16 protein-coding genes are annotated in these 16279 nt (G+C 64.0%); 11 read left to right on the top strand and 5 right to left on the bottom strand.

Annotated features, from left to right (window positions below; genetic code table 11):
- Positions 1 to 2: 2 nt before the first annotated feature.
- The 8 genes from nusA (at position 3) to ACK4FH_RS04105 (ending at position 9820) form a co-directional block, all read left to right on the top strand.
- A complete protein-coding gene (nusA, locus tag ACK4FH_RS04140; RefSeq protein WP_409811338.1) occupies positions 3 to 1622 on the top strand; it encodes a transcription termination factor NusA in 1620 nt (539 codons plus the stop codon).
- Positions 1609 to 2277, top strand: coding sequence for an RNA-binding protein (locus ACK4FH_RS04135; protein ID WP_409811337.1), 669 nt, complete (start codon positions 1609 to 1611; stop codon positions 2275 to 2277). Before nusA ends, ACK4FH_RS04135 begins: the two co-directional genes overlap by 14 nt.
- Positions 2274 to 4871 (top strand): translation initiation factor IF-2, encoded by a 2598-nt coding sequence (infB, locus tag ACK4FH_RS04130; RefSeq protein WP_409811336.1) that lies wholly within the window; start codon positions 2274 to 2276, stop codon positions 4869 to 4871. The genes ACK4FH_RS04135 and infB overlap by 4 nt, the downstream gene beginning before the upstream one ends.
- 95 nt (positions 4872 to 4966) lie before the next feature.
- Positions 4967 to 5392: a 30S ribosome-binding factor RbfA gene (rbfA, locus tag ACK4FH_RS04125; RefSeq protein ID WP_409811335.1), complete on the top strand. Its 426-nt coding sequence runs from the start codon at positions 4967 to 4969 to the stop codon at positions 5390 to 5392.
- Positions 5393 to 5397: 5 nt separating this feature from the next.
- On the top strand, positions 5398 to 6321 hold the full coding sequence (truB, locus tag ACK4FH_RS04120) for a tRNA pseudouridine(55) synthase TruB (protein WP_409811334.1): 924 nt from the start codon (positions 5398 to 5400) through the stop codon (positions 6319 to 6321).
- A gap of 9 nt (positions 6322 to 6330) precedes the next feature.
- Positions 6331 to 6600 (top strand): 30S ribosomal protein S15, encoded by a 270-nt coding sequence (rpsO, locus tag ACK4FH_RS04115; protein ID WP_409811333.1) that lies wholly within the window; start codon positions 6331 to 6333, stop codon positions 6598 to 6600.
- A 317-nt stretch (positions 6601 to 6917) separates the two neighbouring features.
- A complete protein-coding gene (gene pnp / locus ACK4FH_RS04110) occupies positions 6918 to 9107 on the top strand; it encodes a polyribonucleotide nucleotidyltransferase (protein WP_409811332.1) in 2190 nt (729 codons plus the stop codon).
- An 83-nt stretch (positions 9108 to 9190) separates the two neighbouring features.
- Positions 9191 to 9820 carry a DUF4893 domain-containing protein gene (locus ACK4FH_RS04105; protein WP_409811331.1) on the top strand — a complete coding sequence of 210 codons (630 nt, stop codon included), beginning with the start codon at positions 9191 to 9193 and terminating at the stop codon, positions 9818 to 9820.
- Here the strand turns inward: ACK4FH_RS04105 and ACK4FH_RS04100 are convergent.
- A complete protein-coding gene (locus tag ACK4FH_RS04100; protein WP_409811330.1) occupies positions 9817 to 10230 on the bottom strand; it encodes a VOC family protein in 414 nt (137 codons plus the stop codon). The genes ACK4FH_RS04105 and ACK4FH_RS04100 overlap by 4 nt on opposite strands.
- A 114-nt stretch (positions 10231 to 10344) precedes the next feature.
- On the opposite strand from ACK4FH_RS04100, the gene ACK4FH_RS04095 reads away from it, so the two are divergent.
- Positions 10345 to 10926 (top strand): TetR/AcrR family transcriptional regulator, encoded by a 582-nt coding sequence (locus tag ACK4FH_RS04095; RefSeq protein ID WP_409811329.1) that lies wholly within the window; start codon positions 10345 to 10347, stop codon positions 10924 to 10926.
- Between the two features lie 6 nt (positions 10927 to 10932).
- On the opposite strand, the gene fabI is transcribed toward ACK4FH_RS04095, so the two are convergent.
- The 3 genes from fabI to fabA all read right to left on the bottom strand — a co-directional run bounded on the left by fabI (position 10933) and on the right by fabA (position 13737).
- Positions 10933 to 11802 (bottom strand): enoyl-ACP reductase FabI, encoded by an 870-nt coding sequence (gene fabI, locus ACK4FH_RS04090; protein WP_409811328.1) that lies wholly within the window; start codon positions 11800 to 11802, stop codon positions 10933 to 10935.
- Between the two features lie 76 nt (positions 11803 to 11878).
- Complete coding sequence (gene fabB / locus ACK4FH_RS04085; protein ID WP_409811327.1) at positions 11879 to 13105, bottom strand: beta-ketoacyl-ACP synthase I; 1227 nt, start codon at positions 13103 to 13105, stop codon at positions 11879 to 11881.
- Positions 13106 to 13215: 110 nt separating this feature from the next.
- Entirely contained in the window at positions 13216 to 13737 is a 522-nt protein-coding gene (gene fabA, locus ACK4FH_RS04080) for a 3-hydroxyacyl-[acyl-carrier-protein] dehydratase FabA (RefSeq protein ID WP_409811326.1), read from the bottom strand.
- 321 nt (positions 13738 to 14058) lie between these two features.
- Between fabA and irrA the strand changes: the two genes are divergently transcribed.
- The gene (gene irrA, locus ACK4FH_RS04075) at positions 14059 to 14478 is read left to right on the top strand and encodes an iron response transcriptional regulator IrrA (RefSeq protein WP_409811325.1); all 420 of its coding nucleotides are present in this window, start codon (positions 14059 to 14061) and stop codon (positions 14476 to 14478) included.
- Position 14479: 1 nt separating this feature from the next.
- Here the strand turns inward: irrA and ACK4FH_RS04070 are convergent, their stop codons facing one another.
- Positions 14480 to 15076, bottom strand: coding sequence for an SH3 domain-containing protein (locus tag ACK4FH_RS04070; protein WP_409811324.1), 597 nt, complete (start codon positions 15074 to 15076; stop codon positions 14480 to 14482).
- 165 nt (positions 15077 to 15241) lie between these two features.
- Between ACK4FH_RS04070 and ACK4FH_RS04065 the strand changes: the two genes are divergently transcribed.
- Positions 15242 to 16234 (top strand): 2-hydroxyacid dehydrogenase, encoded by a 993-nt coding sequence (locus tag ACK4FH_RS04065; protein WP_409811323.1) that lies wholly within the window; start codon positions 15242 to 15244, stop codon positions 16232 to 16234.
- Positions 16235 to 16279 lie beyond the last annotated feature (45 nt).

The raw sequence follows: 16279 nt of genomic DNA, 5'->3' as shown, positions 1-16279 counted from the left end.
GAATGGCACCGGCAGTAAGCGCCAACCGGCTTGAACTGTTGCAGATCGCGGATGCGGTCGCGCGCGAAAAGTCGATCGACCGCGAAGTCGTGATCGAGGCGATGGCTGAGGCGATCCAGAAAGCGGCACGCTCGCGCTATGGCGCGGAAAATGAAATCCGTGCCCGGATCAATCCGCAGACCGGCGAAATCCGCCTCGTGCGCCTTCTCGAAGTGGTCGAGCAGGTCGAGAACGATGCCGTGCAGATCGACCTGAAGTCGGCGCTGCGCCGCAATCCGGCCGCCCAGATCGGCGACCTGATCGAAGACGAACTGCCGCCGGTCGATTTCGGCCGTATCGCCGCCCAGACGGCCAAGCAGGTCATCGTGCAGAAGGTGCGCGATGCCGAGCGCGAGCGCCAGTACGACGAATACAGGGACCGCATCGGCGAGATCGTGAACGGTATCGTGAAGCGCGTCGAATATGGCAATGTGATCGTCGATCTCGGCCGTGGCGAGGCGATCGTGCGCCGCGACGAGCTTCTGCCGCGCGAAACCTTCCGCAATGGCGACCGCATCCGCGCCTATATCTATGACGTGCGCCGCGAACAGCGCGGCCCGCAGATTTTCCTGTCGCGCTCGCATCCCCAGTTCATGGCAAAGCTCTTCGGCCAGGAAGTGCCGGAAATCTACGACGGCATCATCGAGATTCGCGCCGTTGCGCGCGATCCCGGCAGCCGCGCCAAGATCGCCGTCATCTCGAACGACAGTTCGATCGATCCCGTCGGCGCCTGTGTCGGCATGAGGGGTTCGCGCGTTCAGGCGGTGGTGAATGAACTGCAGGGCGAGAAGATCGACATCATCCAGTGGTCAGCCGACGCCGCCACCTTCATCGTCAATGCGCTGGCTCCTGCCGAAGTCGTAAAGGTCGTGCTCGATGAAGATACGCAGCGCATCGAAGTCGTGGTGCCCGACGATCAGCTCTCGCTCGCCATCGGCCGCCGCGGCCAGAATGTGCGTCTCGCCTCGCAGCTCACCGGCTGGGATATCGACATCCTGACCGAAGCCGAGGAAAGCGAGCGCCGTCAGGCCGAATTCGTCAGCCGCACGGCGATCTTCGCCGAAGCGCTCGATGTGGACGAGATGATCGCCCAGCTTCTCGCCTCGGAAGGCTTCGCCTCGATCGAGGAAGTGGCCTATGTCGACCTCGACGAAATCGCCGGCATCGAAGGTTTCGACGAGGACACGGCACAGGAAATCCAGAGCCGGGCCCTCGAATTCATCGAGCGCCAGAATGCCGAGTATGATGCCAGGCGCCGCGAGCTTGGCGTGGCCGATGAGGTCAGCGAGATCGAGGGCGTGACGCCGAAGATGCTGGTCGCTTTCGGCGAGAACGATGTGAAATCCGTCGAGGACCTCGCAGGCTGCGCCACCGACGACCTGCTCGGCTGGAACGAGACCGTGAATGGCGAGCGCAAGCACCAGCAGGGCATCATCGAAGGCTTCGACCTGACGGCCGATGAGGCCAATGACCTCATCATGCGTGCGCGCCTCAAGGCGGGCTGGATCACCGAGGCCGATCTCGCTTCGGCCGGGGAAGAGGAAGACGGAGAGGAAGCGGACGAGGTTGGTGAAGAAGCCTGACGCCGGAGGCCCGGAGCGCCGTTGCATCGTCTCGGGCGAGAGCGGCGGCAAGGATGGGCTGATCCGCTTCGTGCTCGATCCGGACGGCAATGTCGTGCCGGATCTGGCCGAAAAGCTGCCCGGCCGTGGCTTTTGGGTCACGGCAACGCGGGAAATGCTCGAGCGGGCGGTGGCAAAGGGACATTTCGCCAAGGCCGCCCGGGCGCCGGTCCAGGCCGATCCGGCGCTTCCTGGCCTTGTCGAGCGGCTGCTCGCCCGGCGTGCCGCCGATGCCGTGGGTCTTGCGCGCCGCGCCGGTGCGCTGGAGACCGGGTTTGAAAAGGTTTTGACGGCGATCGGCCGTGGCCGGGTCGCCGCCCTTATCGAGGCGCGAGACGGCGCCGAGGATGGCCGCCGCAAGCTCGAACAGCGCCTCAGGGTGGCGAAAGAGCACGGAATTCTGGGCGATGTCCCGGTGTTGAGCCCGCTCTGGTCGGACGAATTGGGTTTGGCATTGGGCCGCGGAAATGTGATACATGCAGCCCTGATCCCGGGCCGCATGCAGGCAAAAGTCTTGGCCGATCTTGCCAGGCTCGCGCGCTATGGGCGGATGGACCGCCCGCAAACGACCCGTGCGGTAGCACCTCCCGGGAAAGCTGACGAAGGACAGGAATGACCGATCAGGCCGATACGAGCGAACCGAAACCGAAAGCTGCGGGCGGGAAGACCCTGAGCCTCAAGCGGACGGTGGAATCTGGCCATGTGCGCCAGAATTTTTCGCATGGCCGCTCGAAATCGGTCGTCGTCGAGAAGAAGAAGAAGCGCACGCTGAAGACGGACGGAGCCGCACCCGCGCCCGCCGAGGAAAAGGCAAAGCCCGCGCCCGCGCCGAAGGAAGCGCCGGCCGCCGCTGCTTCGCCCGAGCCGAAAAAGAAGGCCGAAGCCGCGCCCGCCGCTGCCGAGAAGAAGTCGGCGCCCCGCGCCCGCTCCGGCATCGTGCTGCGCACGCTGACCGAAGAGGAGAAGGCTGCCCGCGCCCAAGCGCTCGACAGCGCGCGTGAGCGCGAAGGCGAGGATCGCCGCCGCGCCGAAGAAGAGGCAAAACGCTTCGCCGAGGAAGATGCGCGCCGCGACGCCGAACGTGCGGCCGCTGCCGCCCGCGCCGAGGAAGAGGCCGCCCGCCTTGCCGCTGAGCAGGAAGCGCGTGTCCGCTCTGCCGGCGACGCACAGCGCCGCAGCACCGAAGAGGAACGCTCCGCGCCCCGCGCCGCCGTGAAGGAAATCGCGGCCGACGAAGGCGACGAGGAAGACAAGCCCAAGCGCAGCGCAGGCCATGCCGCGCCGAAGCAGCCCGCCGCGCGCCGCACCGAAGAGCGCCGCCGTGGCAAGCTCACCATCACCAAGGCGTTCGACGACGACAGCGGCCGCCAGCGTTCGCTTGCCTCGATGCGCCGCCGCGTGGAGCGCGAGCGCAAGAAGCATATGGGCGTGCAGGAAGCGCCGCAGAAGATCATCCGCGATGTCGTCATCCCGGAAATCATCACCATCCAGGAACTCGCGAACCGCATGGCGGAGCGCGCGGTGGATGTGATCAAGATTCTGATGAAGCAGGGCATCATGCTGAAGATCACCGATGTGATCGACAGCGACACTGCACAGCTTGTCGCCGAAGAAATGGGCCACACGGTCAAGCGCGTTGCGGAATCAGACGTCGAAGAAGGCCTTGTCGGCGAGGACGATGCGGCGGAGCTTAAGCAGCCCCGCGCGCCGGTCGTCACAGTCATGGGTCACGTCGACCACGGCAAGACCTCGCTGCTCGACGCGCTGCGCAAGACCGACGTCGCCGCCGGCGAAGCGGGCGGCATTACGCAGCATATCGGCGCCTATCAGGTGACGCTCGGTTCTGGTGACCGCATCACCTTCCTCGATACGCCCGGCCACGCCGCCTTCACCTCCATGCGCGCCCGCGGCGCCAAGGTGACGGATATCGTGGTGCTTGTCGTTGCCGCCGATGACGGCGTCATGCCGCAGACCATCGAAGCCATCAACCACGCGAAGGCTGCTGGCGTTCCGATGATCGTCGCCATCAACAAGATGGACAAGCCGGACGCGGAGCCCACCCGCGTGAAGAACGAACTGCTGCAGCATGAAGTCGTGGTCGAGGATTTCGGCGGCGATGTCATGGCGGTGGAAATTTCCGCAAAGAGCGGCACGGGTCTCGACAAGCTCGAGGAAGCGATCCTGCTGCAGGCCGAAGTGCTGGAGCTGCGCGCCAATCCCGACCGTTCCGCTGAAGGCATCATCGTCGAAGCGAAGCTCGACAAGGGACGCGGTCCCGTCGGCACTGTGCTCATCGAGCGCGGCACGCTGCGCGTTGGCGACATCATCGTGGCCGGCACCGAATGGGGCCGTGTCCGCGCGCTCATCAATGATCGCGGCGAGAACGTGCAGTCTGCCGGCCCCTCGCAGCCGGTTGAAGTGCTCGGCCTTGGCGGCGCACCGGAAGCAGGCGACGTGATGAGCGTCGTCGAAAACGAAAGCCGTGCCCGCGAGATCACCGACTACCGTCAGCGTGTTCGCCGCGACAAGCGCGTCGGTACCGGCAGCCGCACCTCGCTCGATCAGATGCTCTCGCAGCTGAAGGAGCAGGACAAGAAAGAGCTGCCCATCGTCGTCAAGGCGGACGTGCAGGGCTCGGCCGAAGCCATCGTGCAGGCGCTCGAAAAGCTCGGCACCGACGAAGTCACCGCGCGCGTCATTCATGTCGGCGTCGGCGGCGTAACGGAATCGGATGTGACGTTGGCGACCGCCTCGCGCGCGCCGATCATCGGCTTCAATGTCCGCGCCAATTCGCAGGCGCGCGATGCTGCCCGTCAGGACGGTGTCGAAATCCGCTATTACTCGGTGATCTACGACCTCGTGGACGACATCAAGGCGGCGCTGTCCGGCATGCTTTCGCCGGAACTGCGCGAAACCTTCCTCGGCAATGCCGAGATCCTGGAAATCTTCAACATTTCCAAGACCGGCAAGGTCGCGGGCTGCCGCGTCACCGAGGGCGTGGTGCGCCGCGGTTCGCATGTCCGCCTGATCCGCGACGACGTCGTGATCCACGAAGGCAAGCTCTCGACGCTGAAGCGCTTCAAGGACGAAGTGAAGGAAGTGCAGTCCGGTCAGGAATGCGGCATGGCCTTCGAGAACTATCAGGACATGCGCAAGGGCGACATCATCGAGTGTTTCGATGTCGAGGTGGTGAAGCGCAGCCTCGATTGATGCTGCCGCCCCCTTCTGTCTTTTCCCTCTCCCTTCGGGGAGAGGGTGATCCGGGCACGGCCCGGATCGGGTGAGGGGGTAAACGGAAAAACCCCATGCAGAGAAAATCCGGGTCTGGAAAATCCAAACGTGGCGCCAGCGCGCCGAGTCAGCGCCAGTTGCGTGCGGGCGAGCTCGTGCGCCGGGCGCTTGCCGATATCGTTGCCCGTGGCACGATCCGCGACCCCGAGCTTGTCGACCGCAGCTTCACCGTGACCGAAGTGCGCGTGAGCCCGGATCTGCGCCACGCGACCTGCTTCGTCGCCCCGCTCGGCAAGGGCGATGCGGCGGCGCTCGCCGAAGCGCTGACCCGCGTCCGCGCCTATCTGCGCGGCCAGCTCTCGAAGGAAGTCACCTTCAAGTTCATGCCGGACCTCTCCTTCGAACCCGACACCTCCTTCGACAATGCCGAGGTGATCGACCGCCTGCTGCACACGCCTGAAGTTGCCCGCGACCTCGGCAAGTCCGATCGGGAGGACTGAGCGGAATGGCACGGCGCAAGAAGGGCGATCCGGTCTCGGGCTGGGTCGTTGTCGACAAGCCTTTGGGGCCAACCTCTTCCGATGTGGTGAACCGCGTCCGCCGCGCCTTCAATGCGCAGAAGGCCGGCCATGCCGGTACGCTCGATCCGCTGGCGACCGGGGTTCTCCCCATCGCGCTGGGGGAGGCCACAAAAACCGTCCCCTTCGTGATCGACGCGACCAAGGCCTATCGCTTCACCATCCGCTTCGGCGAGCAGACCTCGACGGACGATGCCGAGGGCGAGGTGGTGGCGGCAAGTCCCGTCCGGCCTTCGGATGCCGACATCGAGGCCATGCTGCCCCGCTTTCAGGGGCCGATCGAGCAGGTGCCCCCCGCCTTTTCCGCGATCAAGGTCGATGGCGAGCGGGCCTATGCCCGCGCCCGGGCGGGCGAGGTGGTGGAGATGAAGCCCCGGCCCGTCACCATCCACGAAATCCGCCTCGTTTCGCGGCCGGACGCAGACCATGCCGAGCTGGAAATCTCTTGCAGCAAGGGGACTTACGTCCGCTCGCTTGCCCGCGATCTGGCCCTGGCGCTGGGCTCTGCCGGCCATGTCTCGGCGCTCCGGCGCACCCGCCACGGCCCCTTCCGGGAAGAGGCCGCAATTCCACTGGATAAACTCCTCGCCTTGGGCCATATTGCGCCCGCTCCTGGCCTCGGGGCCCATCTGCTTCCGCTTGAGACCGCGCTGGACGACATCCCGGCGCTGGCCGTAAGTGCAGACGATGCGGCCCGATTGAAAAAGGGTCAGGGAGTTTTGTTACGCGGGCGTGACGCACCCATCCTGTCCGGATCGGTACTGGCCACCCATCGGGGAAACCCGGTGGCGCTGACCGAATACGGGCAAGGCGAGCTTCGCCCCGTGCGCGTGTTCAATCTCGAATTATAGGAGAACCCGATGTCGATTACGCCGGAGCGCAAAGCTCAGCTCATCAAGGAATTTGCCGGCAAGGACGGCGACACCGGCTCCCCCGAGGTGCAGGTCGCGATCTTGACCGAGCGTATCGTCAACCTCACCGAACACTTCAAGGGCCACGCCAAGGACAATCATTCCCGCCGCGGCCTGCTGAAGATGGTGAGCCTGCGCCGCAGCCTTCTCGACTATGTGAAGAAGAAGGATCAGGCGCGTTACGAAAAGCTGATCGCCCGTCTGGGGATCAGGCGGTAACAGGGTGCCTGGTGCCCTACCGGTTCTGCTTTGCACGGCGCCTGCCTGGGGGGTTCATCTCGAATCTCGCAGGCGGGCGTGCGTCTTTCAGGACTGCTGAATAGAGACACTCGTCCGTTTACGGATGGTTCTCGCAATCGGACCCGCCGCCTCCCGTCTCGCGGCGCCGGGTTCCGGGCCTTCAGGGGCCCAGGTGTATTCGGCACGATTGCGATATCCGTCCTTTTGTCCGGCCGCGGAAAAAGCGGCAGAAAAGCGGCCGCCGCATGATGGTGGAAGAACGCATGAAAAGCGGGGCCGCGGAACAGGAAACCGATATGTTTGAAATTACACGCGAAGAAATCGAATGGGGCGGCCGTCCGCTCATCCTCGAAACGGGAAAGATCGCCCGCCAGGCCGATGGCGCCGTCATGGCGACCTATGGCGAAACCACGGTGCTCGCCACCGTTGTCGGCGAACGCAAGCCGAAGCCGGGCCTCGATTTCTTTCCCCTGACCGTGAACTACCAGGAAAAGACCTATGCCGCGGGCAAGATTCCCGGCGGCTTCTTCAAGCGCGAAGGCCGCCCGAGCGAAAAGGAAACGCTCGTCTCGCGTCTGATTGACCGTCCGATCCGCCCCCTCTTCATCAAGGGCTTCAAGAACGAAACGCAGGTGATTGCGACCGTTCTCAGCCACGATATGGAGAACGATCCCGATATCGTCGCGATGATCGCGGTCTCCGCCGCGCTCACCATTTCGGGCCTCCCCTTCCTCGGGCCGATCGGCGCTGCCCGCGTCGGCTATATCGGCGGTGAGTACAAGCTCAACCCGATGATCGACGAAATGCCGGAAAGCGCGCTCGATCTCGTCGTCGCCGGCACGGCCGATGCCGTGATGATGGTGGAATCGGAAGCCAAGGAACTGTCCGAAGACGTCATGCTCGGCGCCGTCATGTTCGGCCACCGCGAATTCCAGCCGGTGATCGACATGATCATCCGCATGGCCGAGAAATGCGCGAAGGAACCGCGCCCCGTCGACATCAAGGACAACTCCGCCGTCGTCGCGAAGGTTCGCGAGCTTGCCGAAAGCGATCTCCGCACTGCCTATCAGCTGAAGGACAAGGCAGCCCGCCACGAAGCCATCGCCAAGGCGAAGGACAAGGTGAAGGCCGTGCTCTGCAACCCTGAAGATCCGAACGCAGTGCCGGAAAATGAAGTCGGCGGCTTCTTCAAGGAAATCGAGAGCGACATCGTCCGCAATTCGATCCTCGACACGAAGAACCGCATCGACGGACGCGACCTCGAAACGGTCCGTCCGATCGTTTCCGAAGTCGGCATCCTGCCGCGCGCGCATGGCTCCGCGCTCTTCACCCGCGGCGAGACGCAGGCCCTTGTGGTGGCGACCCTCGGCACCGGCGATGACGAACAGTTCATCGACGCGCTGGAAGGCACCTACAAGGAGAACTTCCTGCTGCATTACAACTTCCCGCCCTTCTCGGTCGGCGAAACGGGCCGCGTCGGTTTCACAGGACGTCGCGAAGTCGGTCACGGCAAGCTTGCTTGGCGCGCGCTCCGCGCCGTGCTCCCACCCAAGGGCGACTTCCCCTACACGATCCGTCTCGTCTCGGAAATCACCGAGTCGAACGGCTCCTCCTCGATGGCGACGGTCTGCGGCTCGTCGCTCGCGATGATGGATGCCGGCGTTCCGCTGACGCGGGCAGTGGCGGGCATTGCGATGGGCCTCATCCTCGAGGGCGATCGCTTCGCCGTTCTCTCCGACATCCTGGGTGACGAAGATCACCTCGGCGACATGGACTTCAAGGTGGCGGGCACGGCCGAAGGCGTGACCTCTCTCCAGATGGACATCAAGATCACCGGCATCAACGAAGCGATCATGAAGCAGGCCCTTGCGCAGGCGCAGGGCGGCCGCATGCACATCCTCGGCGAGATGGCCAAGGCGCTCGACACGGCCCGCCCCGAAATGGGCGAGTACGCGCCGCGCATCGAAGTCGTCAAGGTACCGACCGACAAGATCCGCGAAGTGATCGGCACGGGCGGCAAAGTCGTCCGTGAAATCGTCGAAAAGACCGGCGCCAAGATCGATATCTCCGACGACGGAACGATCAAGGTCGCGTCCTCCGACGCCGAAGCGATCCGCAAGGCGATCGCCTGGATTCAGGGCATCGTCGCCGAGCCGGAAGTCGGCAAGATCTACGAAGGTACGGTTGTGAAGGCTGTCGACTTCGGCGCCTTCGTGAACTTCTTCGGCCCGCGCGACGGTCTGGTGCATATCTCGCAGATGGCGCCGACCCGCGTCGAGCAGGTCTCCGACATCGTCAAGGAAGGCGACAAGGTCAAGGTGAAGCTCTTGGGCTTCGACGACCGCGGCAAGGTCCGCCTCTCCATGAAGCACGTCAATCAGGAGACGGGCGAAGAGATCTTCTACGAGAACGAGCCGGCAGAGCAGCCCCGCGAGAAGCGCGAAGGCGGCGGTGGCGGCCGTGGCCGGCGCCGCGACCGCGACTGATCTCGCAGGCGAGACGGCTTGCCATATTAAGGCTAGGATTCGGGGTCAGCTTTTGCTGGCCCCGTTTTCTTTTGGAGTCTCCCATGCGCCTTGCCGTTCTCGCCGCCGCCCTTTCCCTCATCGGTCTCCCTGTCCTCGCCGATGGGCATGGAGAAAGAGAGGCCGCGCTCGACTGGCGCACACAGGCAACCGAGATCGACCGCGGCAAGCTCGACCGCTACGAGGATGCGGTGACGAAAGGCATGATGGAGTCCCGCGTCGCGGGCGAGGAGCACGGCGCCTATAACGAACTCACCAGCATCATGGAGGGAACGCTCGCACCCGCCGATGCGGAAAAGCTGAAGGGCCAGTGGAACTGCCGTACCATCAAGGCAGGCGGGCCCTTCGCCGGTTTCGTGGTTTATGGCTGGTTCCGCTGCGAGGTGGTGGAAAGGGATGGCCGCCTCTTCTTCGAAAAGCTCACCGGCTCGCAGCGCATGTCGGGCTTCTTCTATGAGCGCGATGAGAAGAGCTGGGTGCTTCTCGCCGCGCCCAATGAAGGTCATTCCGGCCCCATCCGCGCCTATTCGGGCCCAGAAGGCGGCATCACCGATCCGCAGCTGATGGACGAACCCGCCATCGCCGCTCTCCTTGAAGATGGCCGCGCCCGCATCGTCTTCCCCTGGCCGGAACTCGAATCGACCTTCAACGTGCTCGAGATGAAGCGGCGCTAGGCGACCATATATCTCTCCCAATAGCCTGCTGCCGGCTCGATCTGCTCCACCACATCGACCCAGAGCCCGGACGGATCGTGAAAGCCGAAGCGGCGCTGGCCGAAAGCCTCGTCGGTAAGCGGGTAGGTGACGGGAAGGCCCCTGGCGAGCGCTTCCTCATGGGCGGCTTTCGCGTCCTCCACCTGCAATTCGAGGCACATGCCCTTGCGCGAAAAGACCTCGGGGCCGGGCGGGGCAGAGGGGTGGTCCGGCGACATGAAGGCAAGGCTCGCCGTCTCGCCTTCGCCATAAAGCAGCACGAACCAGCTTGAGGAAAAGACCGCCGTGAAACCCAGATGCCGCTCCCAGAAGCGCCCGCATTCATGGAGTTTCGGCGTCACGATGATCGGATAGCGGTCGATGAAGTGCATCCTGCGTCCTCCTCATTAAACATACAGTCAGTCGGTATTTGTTAATATGTTCGCAGACTGTTAGTATGTCAACGGCAACCGGGAACATCAGGCGCAAACGTCGAGGCGGGCAGCATGGCAGGCGTGAGAGAGGAAAAGGCGCGCAAGACGCGGGCAAAGCTCGTCGCCGTCGCGCGGCGGCTCTTCGCGAAGCAAGGCTTTGCCGCCACTTCAACCGAGGAAATTCTCGAAAAGGCGGGCGTCACGCGCGGCGCGCTATATCACCACTTCGCGGACAAGGCGGCACTCTTCGAGGCGGTTTGCGTTGCGCTCCATGAGGAAGCCGTCGCCGAAATCGGCAAGGCGGCAGGCGAAAGTGCGGGGCCCTTCGAGGCGCTGCTCGATGGCTCGCTCGCCTGGATGACGCATTTCTCGAAACCGGAAGCGAATCGCATCCTGATCGTCGAAGCGCCCGCCGTGCTCGGCTTCGAAAAATGGACCGCGCTCGATGCGGCGCATGGCTTCGGCGAATTGCTGGAAGGCGTTGAGGCCGCGCGGAAGGCAGGTGCGATCCGCAATATCGGTGCGGAAGAACTCGCCGTTCTCCTCAATGGCGCAATGAATGCAGGCGTCTTGTGGGCAGGCCACAAGGGCGGCAAGGCTCAGGCCCGCATGGAAAAGGCGCTGACGGAACTGCTGAGTGCGTTGAAGCGGTGAGAGGGATTACCCCTCGCCGCCACCGCTTTCCATCTGCTCTTTCAGCTCGTTCGCGCGCGGCAGGCCGATAATATTGTAGCCGCCATCGACGAAATGCACTTCGCCGGAAACACGTGCCGAAAGATCGGAGAGGAGATAGAGCCCCGCGCCGCCGACATGATCGAGCTCGATCGATTCCTTGATCGGCGCATGCGTCTTGTTCCACTTGAACACGAAGCGGGCATCGCCCACCGCGGAACCCGCCAGCGTGCGCATCGGCCCCGCCGAAATGGCGTTCACGCGAATGCCGTGACGGCCGAGATCGACCGCGAGATAGCGCACGCTCGCCTCGAGCGCTGCCTTGGCGACGCCCATCACATTGTAATTCGGCATGACGCGCGTCGAGCCGCCATAGGTGAGCGTCACCATCGAGCCGCCCCGCGTCATCATCTTCGCCGCGCGCCGCGCGACATCGGTGAAGGAGAAGCAGGAAATATCCATCGTCCGCAGGAAGTTTTCCCGCGTCGTGTCGACATATCGGCCCTTGAGCTCGTTCTTGTCGGAGTGCGCGATCGCATGGACGACGAAGTCGAGCGTGCCCCATTCCTTTTCAAGCGTCGCGAAGGCGGCATCGAGGCTTGCGCTGTCCGTCACGTCGCAGGGAAGCAGCAGGTTCGAGCCCGCCGATTCCGCCAGCGGCTTCACGCGCCGGCCGAAGCTTTCGCCCTGATAGGTGAAGGCAAGTTCCGCCCCATGCGCGGCAAGTGCGCGCGCAATGCCCCAGGCAATGGAGTGATCGTTCGCAACGCCCATGATGAGGCCGCGCTTGCCCTTCATCAAAGGGCCTGTCAGCACCAGGGGCTGCTCGCCCGCTTTCTCGTCGCCAGAACCATGCATAGGTCAGTCGTTCCCCGAATAATCAGGCCCTTGCCGGGCCTCGCGTCTCCCCCGAGACCCCGCGCCCGTGAGGGCGTTACCCGTTATAGCGTTGCAGTGCCAGCGTTGCGTTCGTGCCGCCGAAACCGAAGCTGTTGGAAATCGCAAGATTGATGTCCGCGCCGTCGATGCGCTCGCGAATGATGTTCGCGCTTGCGACCGCCGGGTCGATCTCGTCGATATTGGCGCTCGCCGCAATGAAGCCGCCCTGCATCATGAGGAGCGTATAGATCGCCTCATGGACGCCCGCCGCACCCTGCGCATGACCCGACAGCGATTTCGTCGCGCTGATCGGCGGCATCTTTGCGCCGAACACTTCCTCGATCGCCTTGATCTCGGGAATGTCGCCGACAGGCGTCGATGTCGCATGCGGGTTGATGTAGTCGACCGGCGCCTTCACATTCTGCAGCGCCATCTTCATGCAGCGCACAGCGCCTTCGCCGGAAGGCGCTACCATGTCTGCGCCATCCGCCGTTGCGCCATAGCCGACGATCTCGGCATAGATCTTCGCGCCGCGCGCCTTCGCGTGTTCCAGTTCCTCGAGTACCAGAATGCCGCCGCCGCCCGTGATGACGAAACCGTCGCGGTCCTTGTCATAGGCGCGGCTTGCCTTTTCCGGCGTGTCGTTGCGCTTGGAGGACATCGCGCCCATCGCATCGAAGAGCACCGAGAGCGTCCAGTCGAGTTCCTCGCCGCCGCCCGCGAACATCACGTCCTGCTTGCCCCACTGGATCATTTCCGCTGCATTGCCGATGCAGTTCGCGGAGGTGGAGCAGGCCGAGCTGATCGAATAGTTGACGCCCTTGGTCTTGAACCAGGTCGAAAGATTGGCCGAGCAGGTGGAGGACATCGCCTTCGGCACCGCGAAGGGGCCGACCTTCTTCGGACCTTTCACGGGTTCCGTGCGCGCCATGTCGGCGGCGGCCACGATTGCCTTGGTCGAGGCGCCGCCCGAACCGACGATGAGGCCGGTGCGCGGATTGCTGACATCGCCTTCTTCAAGGCCCGCATCGGCGATCGCCTGGTTCATCGCGATCCAGGCATAGGCCGCGCCATCGCCCATAAAACGCCGCGCGCGCCGGTCCACCGCCTCGTCGAGATCGATCTTCAGGCTGCCATGCACCTGGCTCCTGAAACCCATCTCCGCATAGACGTCGGATTTGACGATGCCGGACTTGCCTTCGCGCAGACTCGCCGTCACTTCCTGAGCATTGTTGCCGATGCTGGAGACGATACCGAGCCCCGTGACGACCACTCGCCTCATGGCAGCCTCTCTTTCGCTTTGGTTCTCGCGGACTGGACCGAAAGGCGGTTCTTGTTTGTCGCCCCGTCTCGCCCGTTTCGGTTGTGAACGTCTATGCCCCGTGGCCGCGCTCAGGCGGGTTGCTCGCCCGCGCCGAACAGGCCCACTTTCATGTCGCTGATCGTGAAGGCCACTTCGCCATCCGCCTTGATGATGCCATCGGCCATGCCGAGTACCAGCTTGCGATTGATGACGCGCTTCAGATTGATGACATATTCGAGCTTTTTCACGGCAGGCGTCACCATGGCGGAGAATTTCACTTCGCCCACGCCAAGCGCGCGGCCCTTGCCCTGTCCGCCGATCCAGCCGAGGAAGAAGCCGAGCAGCTGCCACATGCCATCAAGGCCGAGGCAGCCCGGCATCACCGGGTCGCCTTCGAAATGGCAGGCAAAAAACCAGAGGTCCGGCTTTATGTCGAACTCGGCGATGATCTGGCCCTTGCCGTATTCGCCGCCCTCATCGCTGATATGCATGATGCGGTCGATCATCAGCATGGGCGGCAGCGGCAGCTGCGGATTGCCCGGCCCGAACATCCGGCCATGGCTGCACTCAAGCAGGTCTTCCAGGGATAATGCCGATTTACGTTCCGCCATTGCCGTCCGCTCTGTAAGGGCCTGCATCGCCGCCGCTCGTTCCGGCTGTTCTCGGCAGGCCGTCCCCGTCTCTGGGCCGGCTTTCGCCCGCCCGGTTCCTCACCCAATCGCTGCGCTGATGGCTTCGTAACATACCCTTGGTCCGGCGCAAACCCTTGATGTAAGGGCATTTTGGGCCGGATCGGCAGGCCCTGTCGGGCCCCTGCGCACTTGACAATCCTATGACCCGCCCCCTATTTATTGTTTGTAACGATTACAAACTGCAAGGTGGCGCGGCCTCCGGCCTGCCTCCCTTGGCTTCAGTAGAAGAGGACCGGGTTCGTGACGCAGGAACGCCCCTACGCACAGACGCTTTCAAGGCTCCGCGAGGCTGGGCTCCGCCCGACGCGCCAGCGGCTGGCGCTTGGCCGCCTCCTCTTCGATGGCGGCGACCGCCATGTGACCGCCGAGGCGCTTCATGACGAGGCCCAGAAGGCCGGCGTCAGCGTTTCGCTTGCGACCGTCTACAACACGCTGCACCAGTTCACCGGCGCGGGCCTTCTGCGCGAGGTGGTGGTGGATTCGTCGCGCACCTATTTCGACACCAACATCGACAACCACCATCACTTTTTCTTCGAGAATGATGGCGCGCTGATGGATATTGCCGGAGATGACGTGGTGATCGGCAGCCTGCCGCCCGCGCCCGAAGGCATGGATGTCGCCCGCGTCGATGTGATCGTGCGCCTGCAGGGCCGCAAGTAATCTAGTCGAAGCTCTCTCCGGGATAGATGCCCCAGAGACGGTCCTGGGGGATCCAGCTCTCGAGCCCCCTGATGTCGAGCCGGCACCACTGGGCCCGGCAGCTTCTCACCCGCGCCACATAGCCTTTTTCCGCATAGGCGACCACGGCGGCATCGCCCTGCGGCCGCGCGTGAAGCGCCACCGGGCTCCCGTCCTCCTCCGTCGAATCGACGATCGCGGTGCGTTCGCCGGCAAGCATTGTGTGCCAGATCCAGCCGCCATCGCCTTCATGGTCGCGGATGCGCCGCCAATTGTTCGATTCCGCGATCACTTCCAGCGGCACGCCGCTTTTCATATAGACCCAGTCGATCGGGAAATCCGTGCCGGGTCCCCGGCGCACATTCGCCTTGACGGATTTCAGGCTGACGAAGCGCGGCACCGGCAGGCCGGTTGAGGAGCCAGGGCTCCGTTCGGGCATGGCCGCGGCAGCACCGGCATTTGCCTGCGCCTGCGCGCCACCGCCCGGCAGCAGGCAGAACAAGGCAAGCGCCGCCGCCGCGGCAAACCCGCGCCGCACCGCTCCCCGCATCTGTCCCGTCCGTGTCACGCGCTCCCGCATTTCTTCCATTTCCGGGCCTTGATGCCCCGGCCCATGCGACTCACCCGATTTTGCCAGAAATTGGCGCAAACAAACGGATAAACCTGTTAAGAAAGGCGACGAGAAGCCGGAATCCTGCCGCAGTTCCTCCTCATCGTGGCCCGGACCCTTTGCCCGGAGTTTTCTATGACCGCAAAAAAGCCGCTCGTCATCGTCACGCGAAAACTGCCCGCGCTCATCGAGGCGCGCATGGGCGAGCTGTTCGACGTCCGCCTCAATGCGGACGACCACCCCTTCACCGCACAGGAACTGGCCGACGCGCTCCGTCAGGCCGATGTGCTGGTGCCGACCGTGACCGACCGGATCGACGCGAAACTTCTCGCCCAGGCCGGAGAAAATCTCCGCCTCATCGCGCAGTTCGGTACCGGCGTCGATAATATCGATGTCGAGAGCGCGCGCCGCCGCGGCATCACCGTCACCAACACGCCGGGCGTGCTCACCGACGATACGGCCGACATGACGATGGGCCTCATCCTCGCCGTGCCGCGCCGACTCTCGGAAGGTGCCCGCTATCTGCGCGAGCATGAAGGCCAGTGGCCCGGCTGGTCGCCCACCTGGATGCTCGGCCGCCGCCTCACCGGCAAGCGCCTCGGCATTATCGGCATGGGCCGCATCGGCCAGGCGGTCGCCGCCCGTGCGCGCCCCTTCGGCCTCGAAATCCACTATCACAACCGGAAGCCCGCCAACGCCGTCATCGAGCAGGAGCTTGGCGCGACCTTCTGGGAAAATCTCGACGACATGCTGGCGAAGGTCGACATCGTTTCGGTCAATTGCCCGCTCACGCCGCAGACATATCACCTGCTCGATACGCGCCGCCTGAAACTGCTGAAGCCCGAGGCCTATATCGTCAACACGGCGCGCGGCGAGATCATCGACGAGAACGCGCTCATCCGTGTGCTGGAAGCGGGCGAACTCGCAGGCGCCGGCCTCGATGTTTTCGAGCATGAGCCTTCCGTCAATCCGCGCCTCATCAAACTCCCCAACGTCATCTCGCTGCCCCATATGGGCTCAGCGACGATCGAAGGCCGCGTCGAAATGGGCGGCAAGGTCATCGTCAACATCAAGACCTTCATGGACGGCCACCGCCCGCCGGATCGCGTGATCCCCGCGATCATGTGAGGTGGCTGCATATGGTTGGAAGGTGAATGCTTTGGTCGTCGCCCC

Source organism: Parvibaculum sp., assembly GCF_046297875.1.
In the GTDB taxonomy this organism is placed as follows: domain Bacteria; phylum Pseudomonadota; class Alphaproteobacteria; order Parvibaculales; family Parvibaculaceae; genus Parvibaculum.
The sequence above is the reverse complement of the archived record's forward strand: the minus strand, read 5'-3'. Positions and strand labels throughout refer to the sequence as shown.

Bases quoted from the DNA above. Each gene is read 5' to 3' on its own strand.
- infB (WP_409811336.1), top strand. From the start codon at position 2,274: ATGACCGATCAGGCCGATACGAGCGAACCGAAACCGAAAGCTGCGGGC.
- truB (WP_409811334.1), top strand. From the start codon at position 5,398: ATGGCACGGCGCAAGAAGGGCGATCCGGTCTCGGGCTGGGTCGTTGTC.
- fabA (WP_409811326.1), bottom strand. From the start codon at position 13,737: ATGGCGGAACGTAAATCGGCATTATCCCTGGAAGACCTGCTTGAGTGC.
- pnp (WP_409811332.1), top strand. From the start codon at position 6,918: ATGTTTGAAATTACACGCGAAGAAATCGAATGGGGCGGCCGTCCGCTC.
- fabI (WP_409811328.1), bottom strand. From the start codon at position 11,802: ATGCATGGTTCTGGCGACGAGAAAGCGGGCGAGCAGCCCCTGGTGCTG.
- ACK4FH_RS04100 (WP_409811330.1), bottom strand. From the start codon at position 10,230: ATGCACTTCATCGACCGCTATCCGATCATCGTGACGCCGAAACTCCAT.
- nusA (WP_409811338.1), top strand. From the start codon at position 3: ATGGCACCGGCAGTAAGCGCCAACCGGCTTGAACTGTTGCAGATCGCG.
- fabB (WP_409811327.1), bottom strand. From the start codon at position 13,105: ATGAGGCGAGTGGTCGTCACGGGGCTCGGTATCGTCTCCAGCATCGGC.
- ACK4FH_RS04070 (WP_409811324.1), bottom strand. From the start codon at position 15,076: ATGCGGGAGCGCGTGACACGGACGGGACAGATGCGGGGAGCGGTGCGG.
- ACK4FH_RS04105 (WP_409811331.1), top strand. From the start codon at position 9,191: ATGCGCCTTGCCGTTCTCGCCGCCGCCCTTTCCCTCATCGGTCTCCCT.
- ACK4FH_RS04065 (WP_409811323.1), top strand. From the start codon at position 15,242: ATGACCGCAAAAAAGCCGCTCGTCATCGTCACGCGAAAACTGCCCGCG.
- rbfA (WP_409811335.1), top strand. From the start codon at position 4,967: ATGCAGAGAAAATCCGGGTCTGGAAAATCCAAACGTGGCGCCAGCGCG.
- ACK4FH_RS04095 (WP_409811329.1), top strand. From the start codon at position 10,345: ATGGCAGGCGTGAGAGAGGAAAAGGCGCGCAAGACGCGGGCAAAGCTC.
- rpsO (WP_409811333.1), top strand. From the start codon at position 6,331: ATGTCGATTACGCCGGAGCGCAAAGCTCAGCTCATCAAGGAATTTGCC.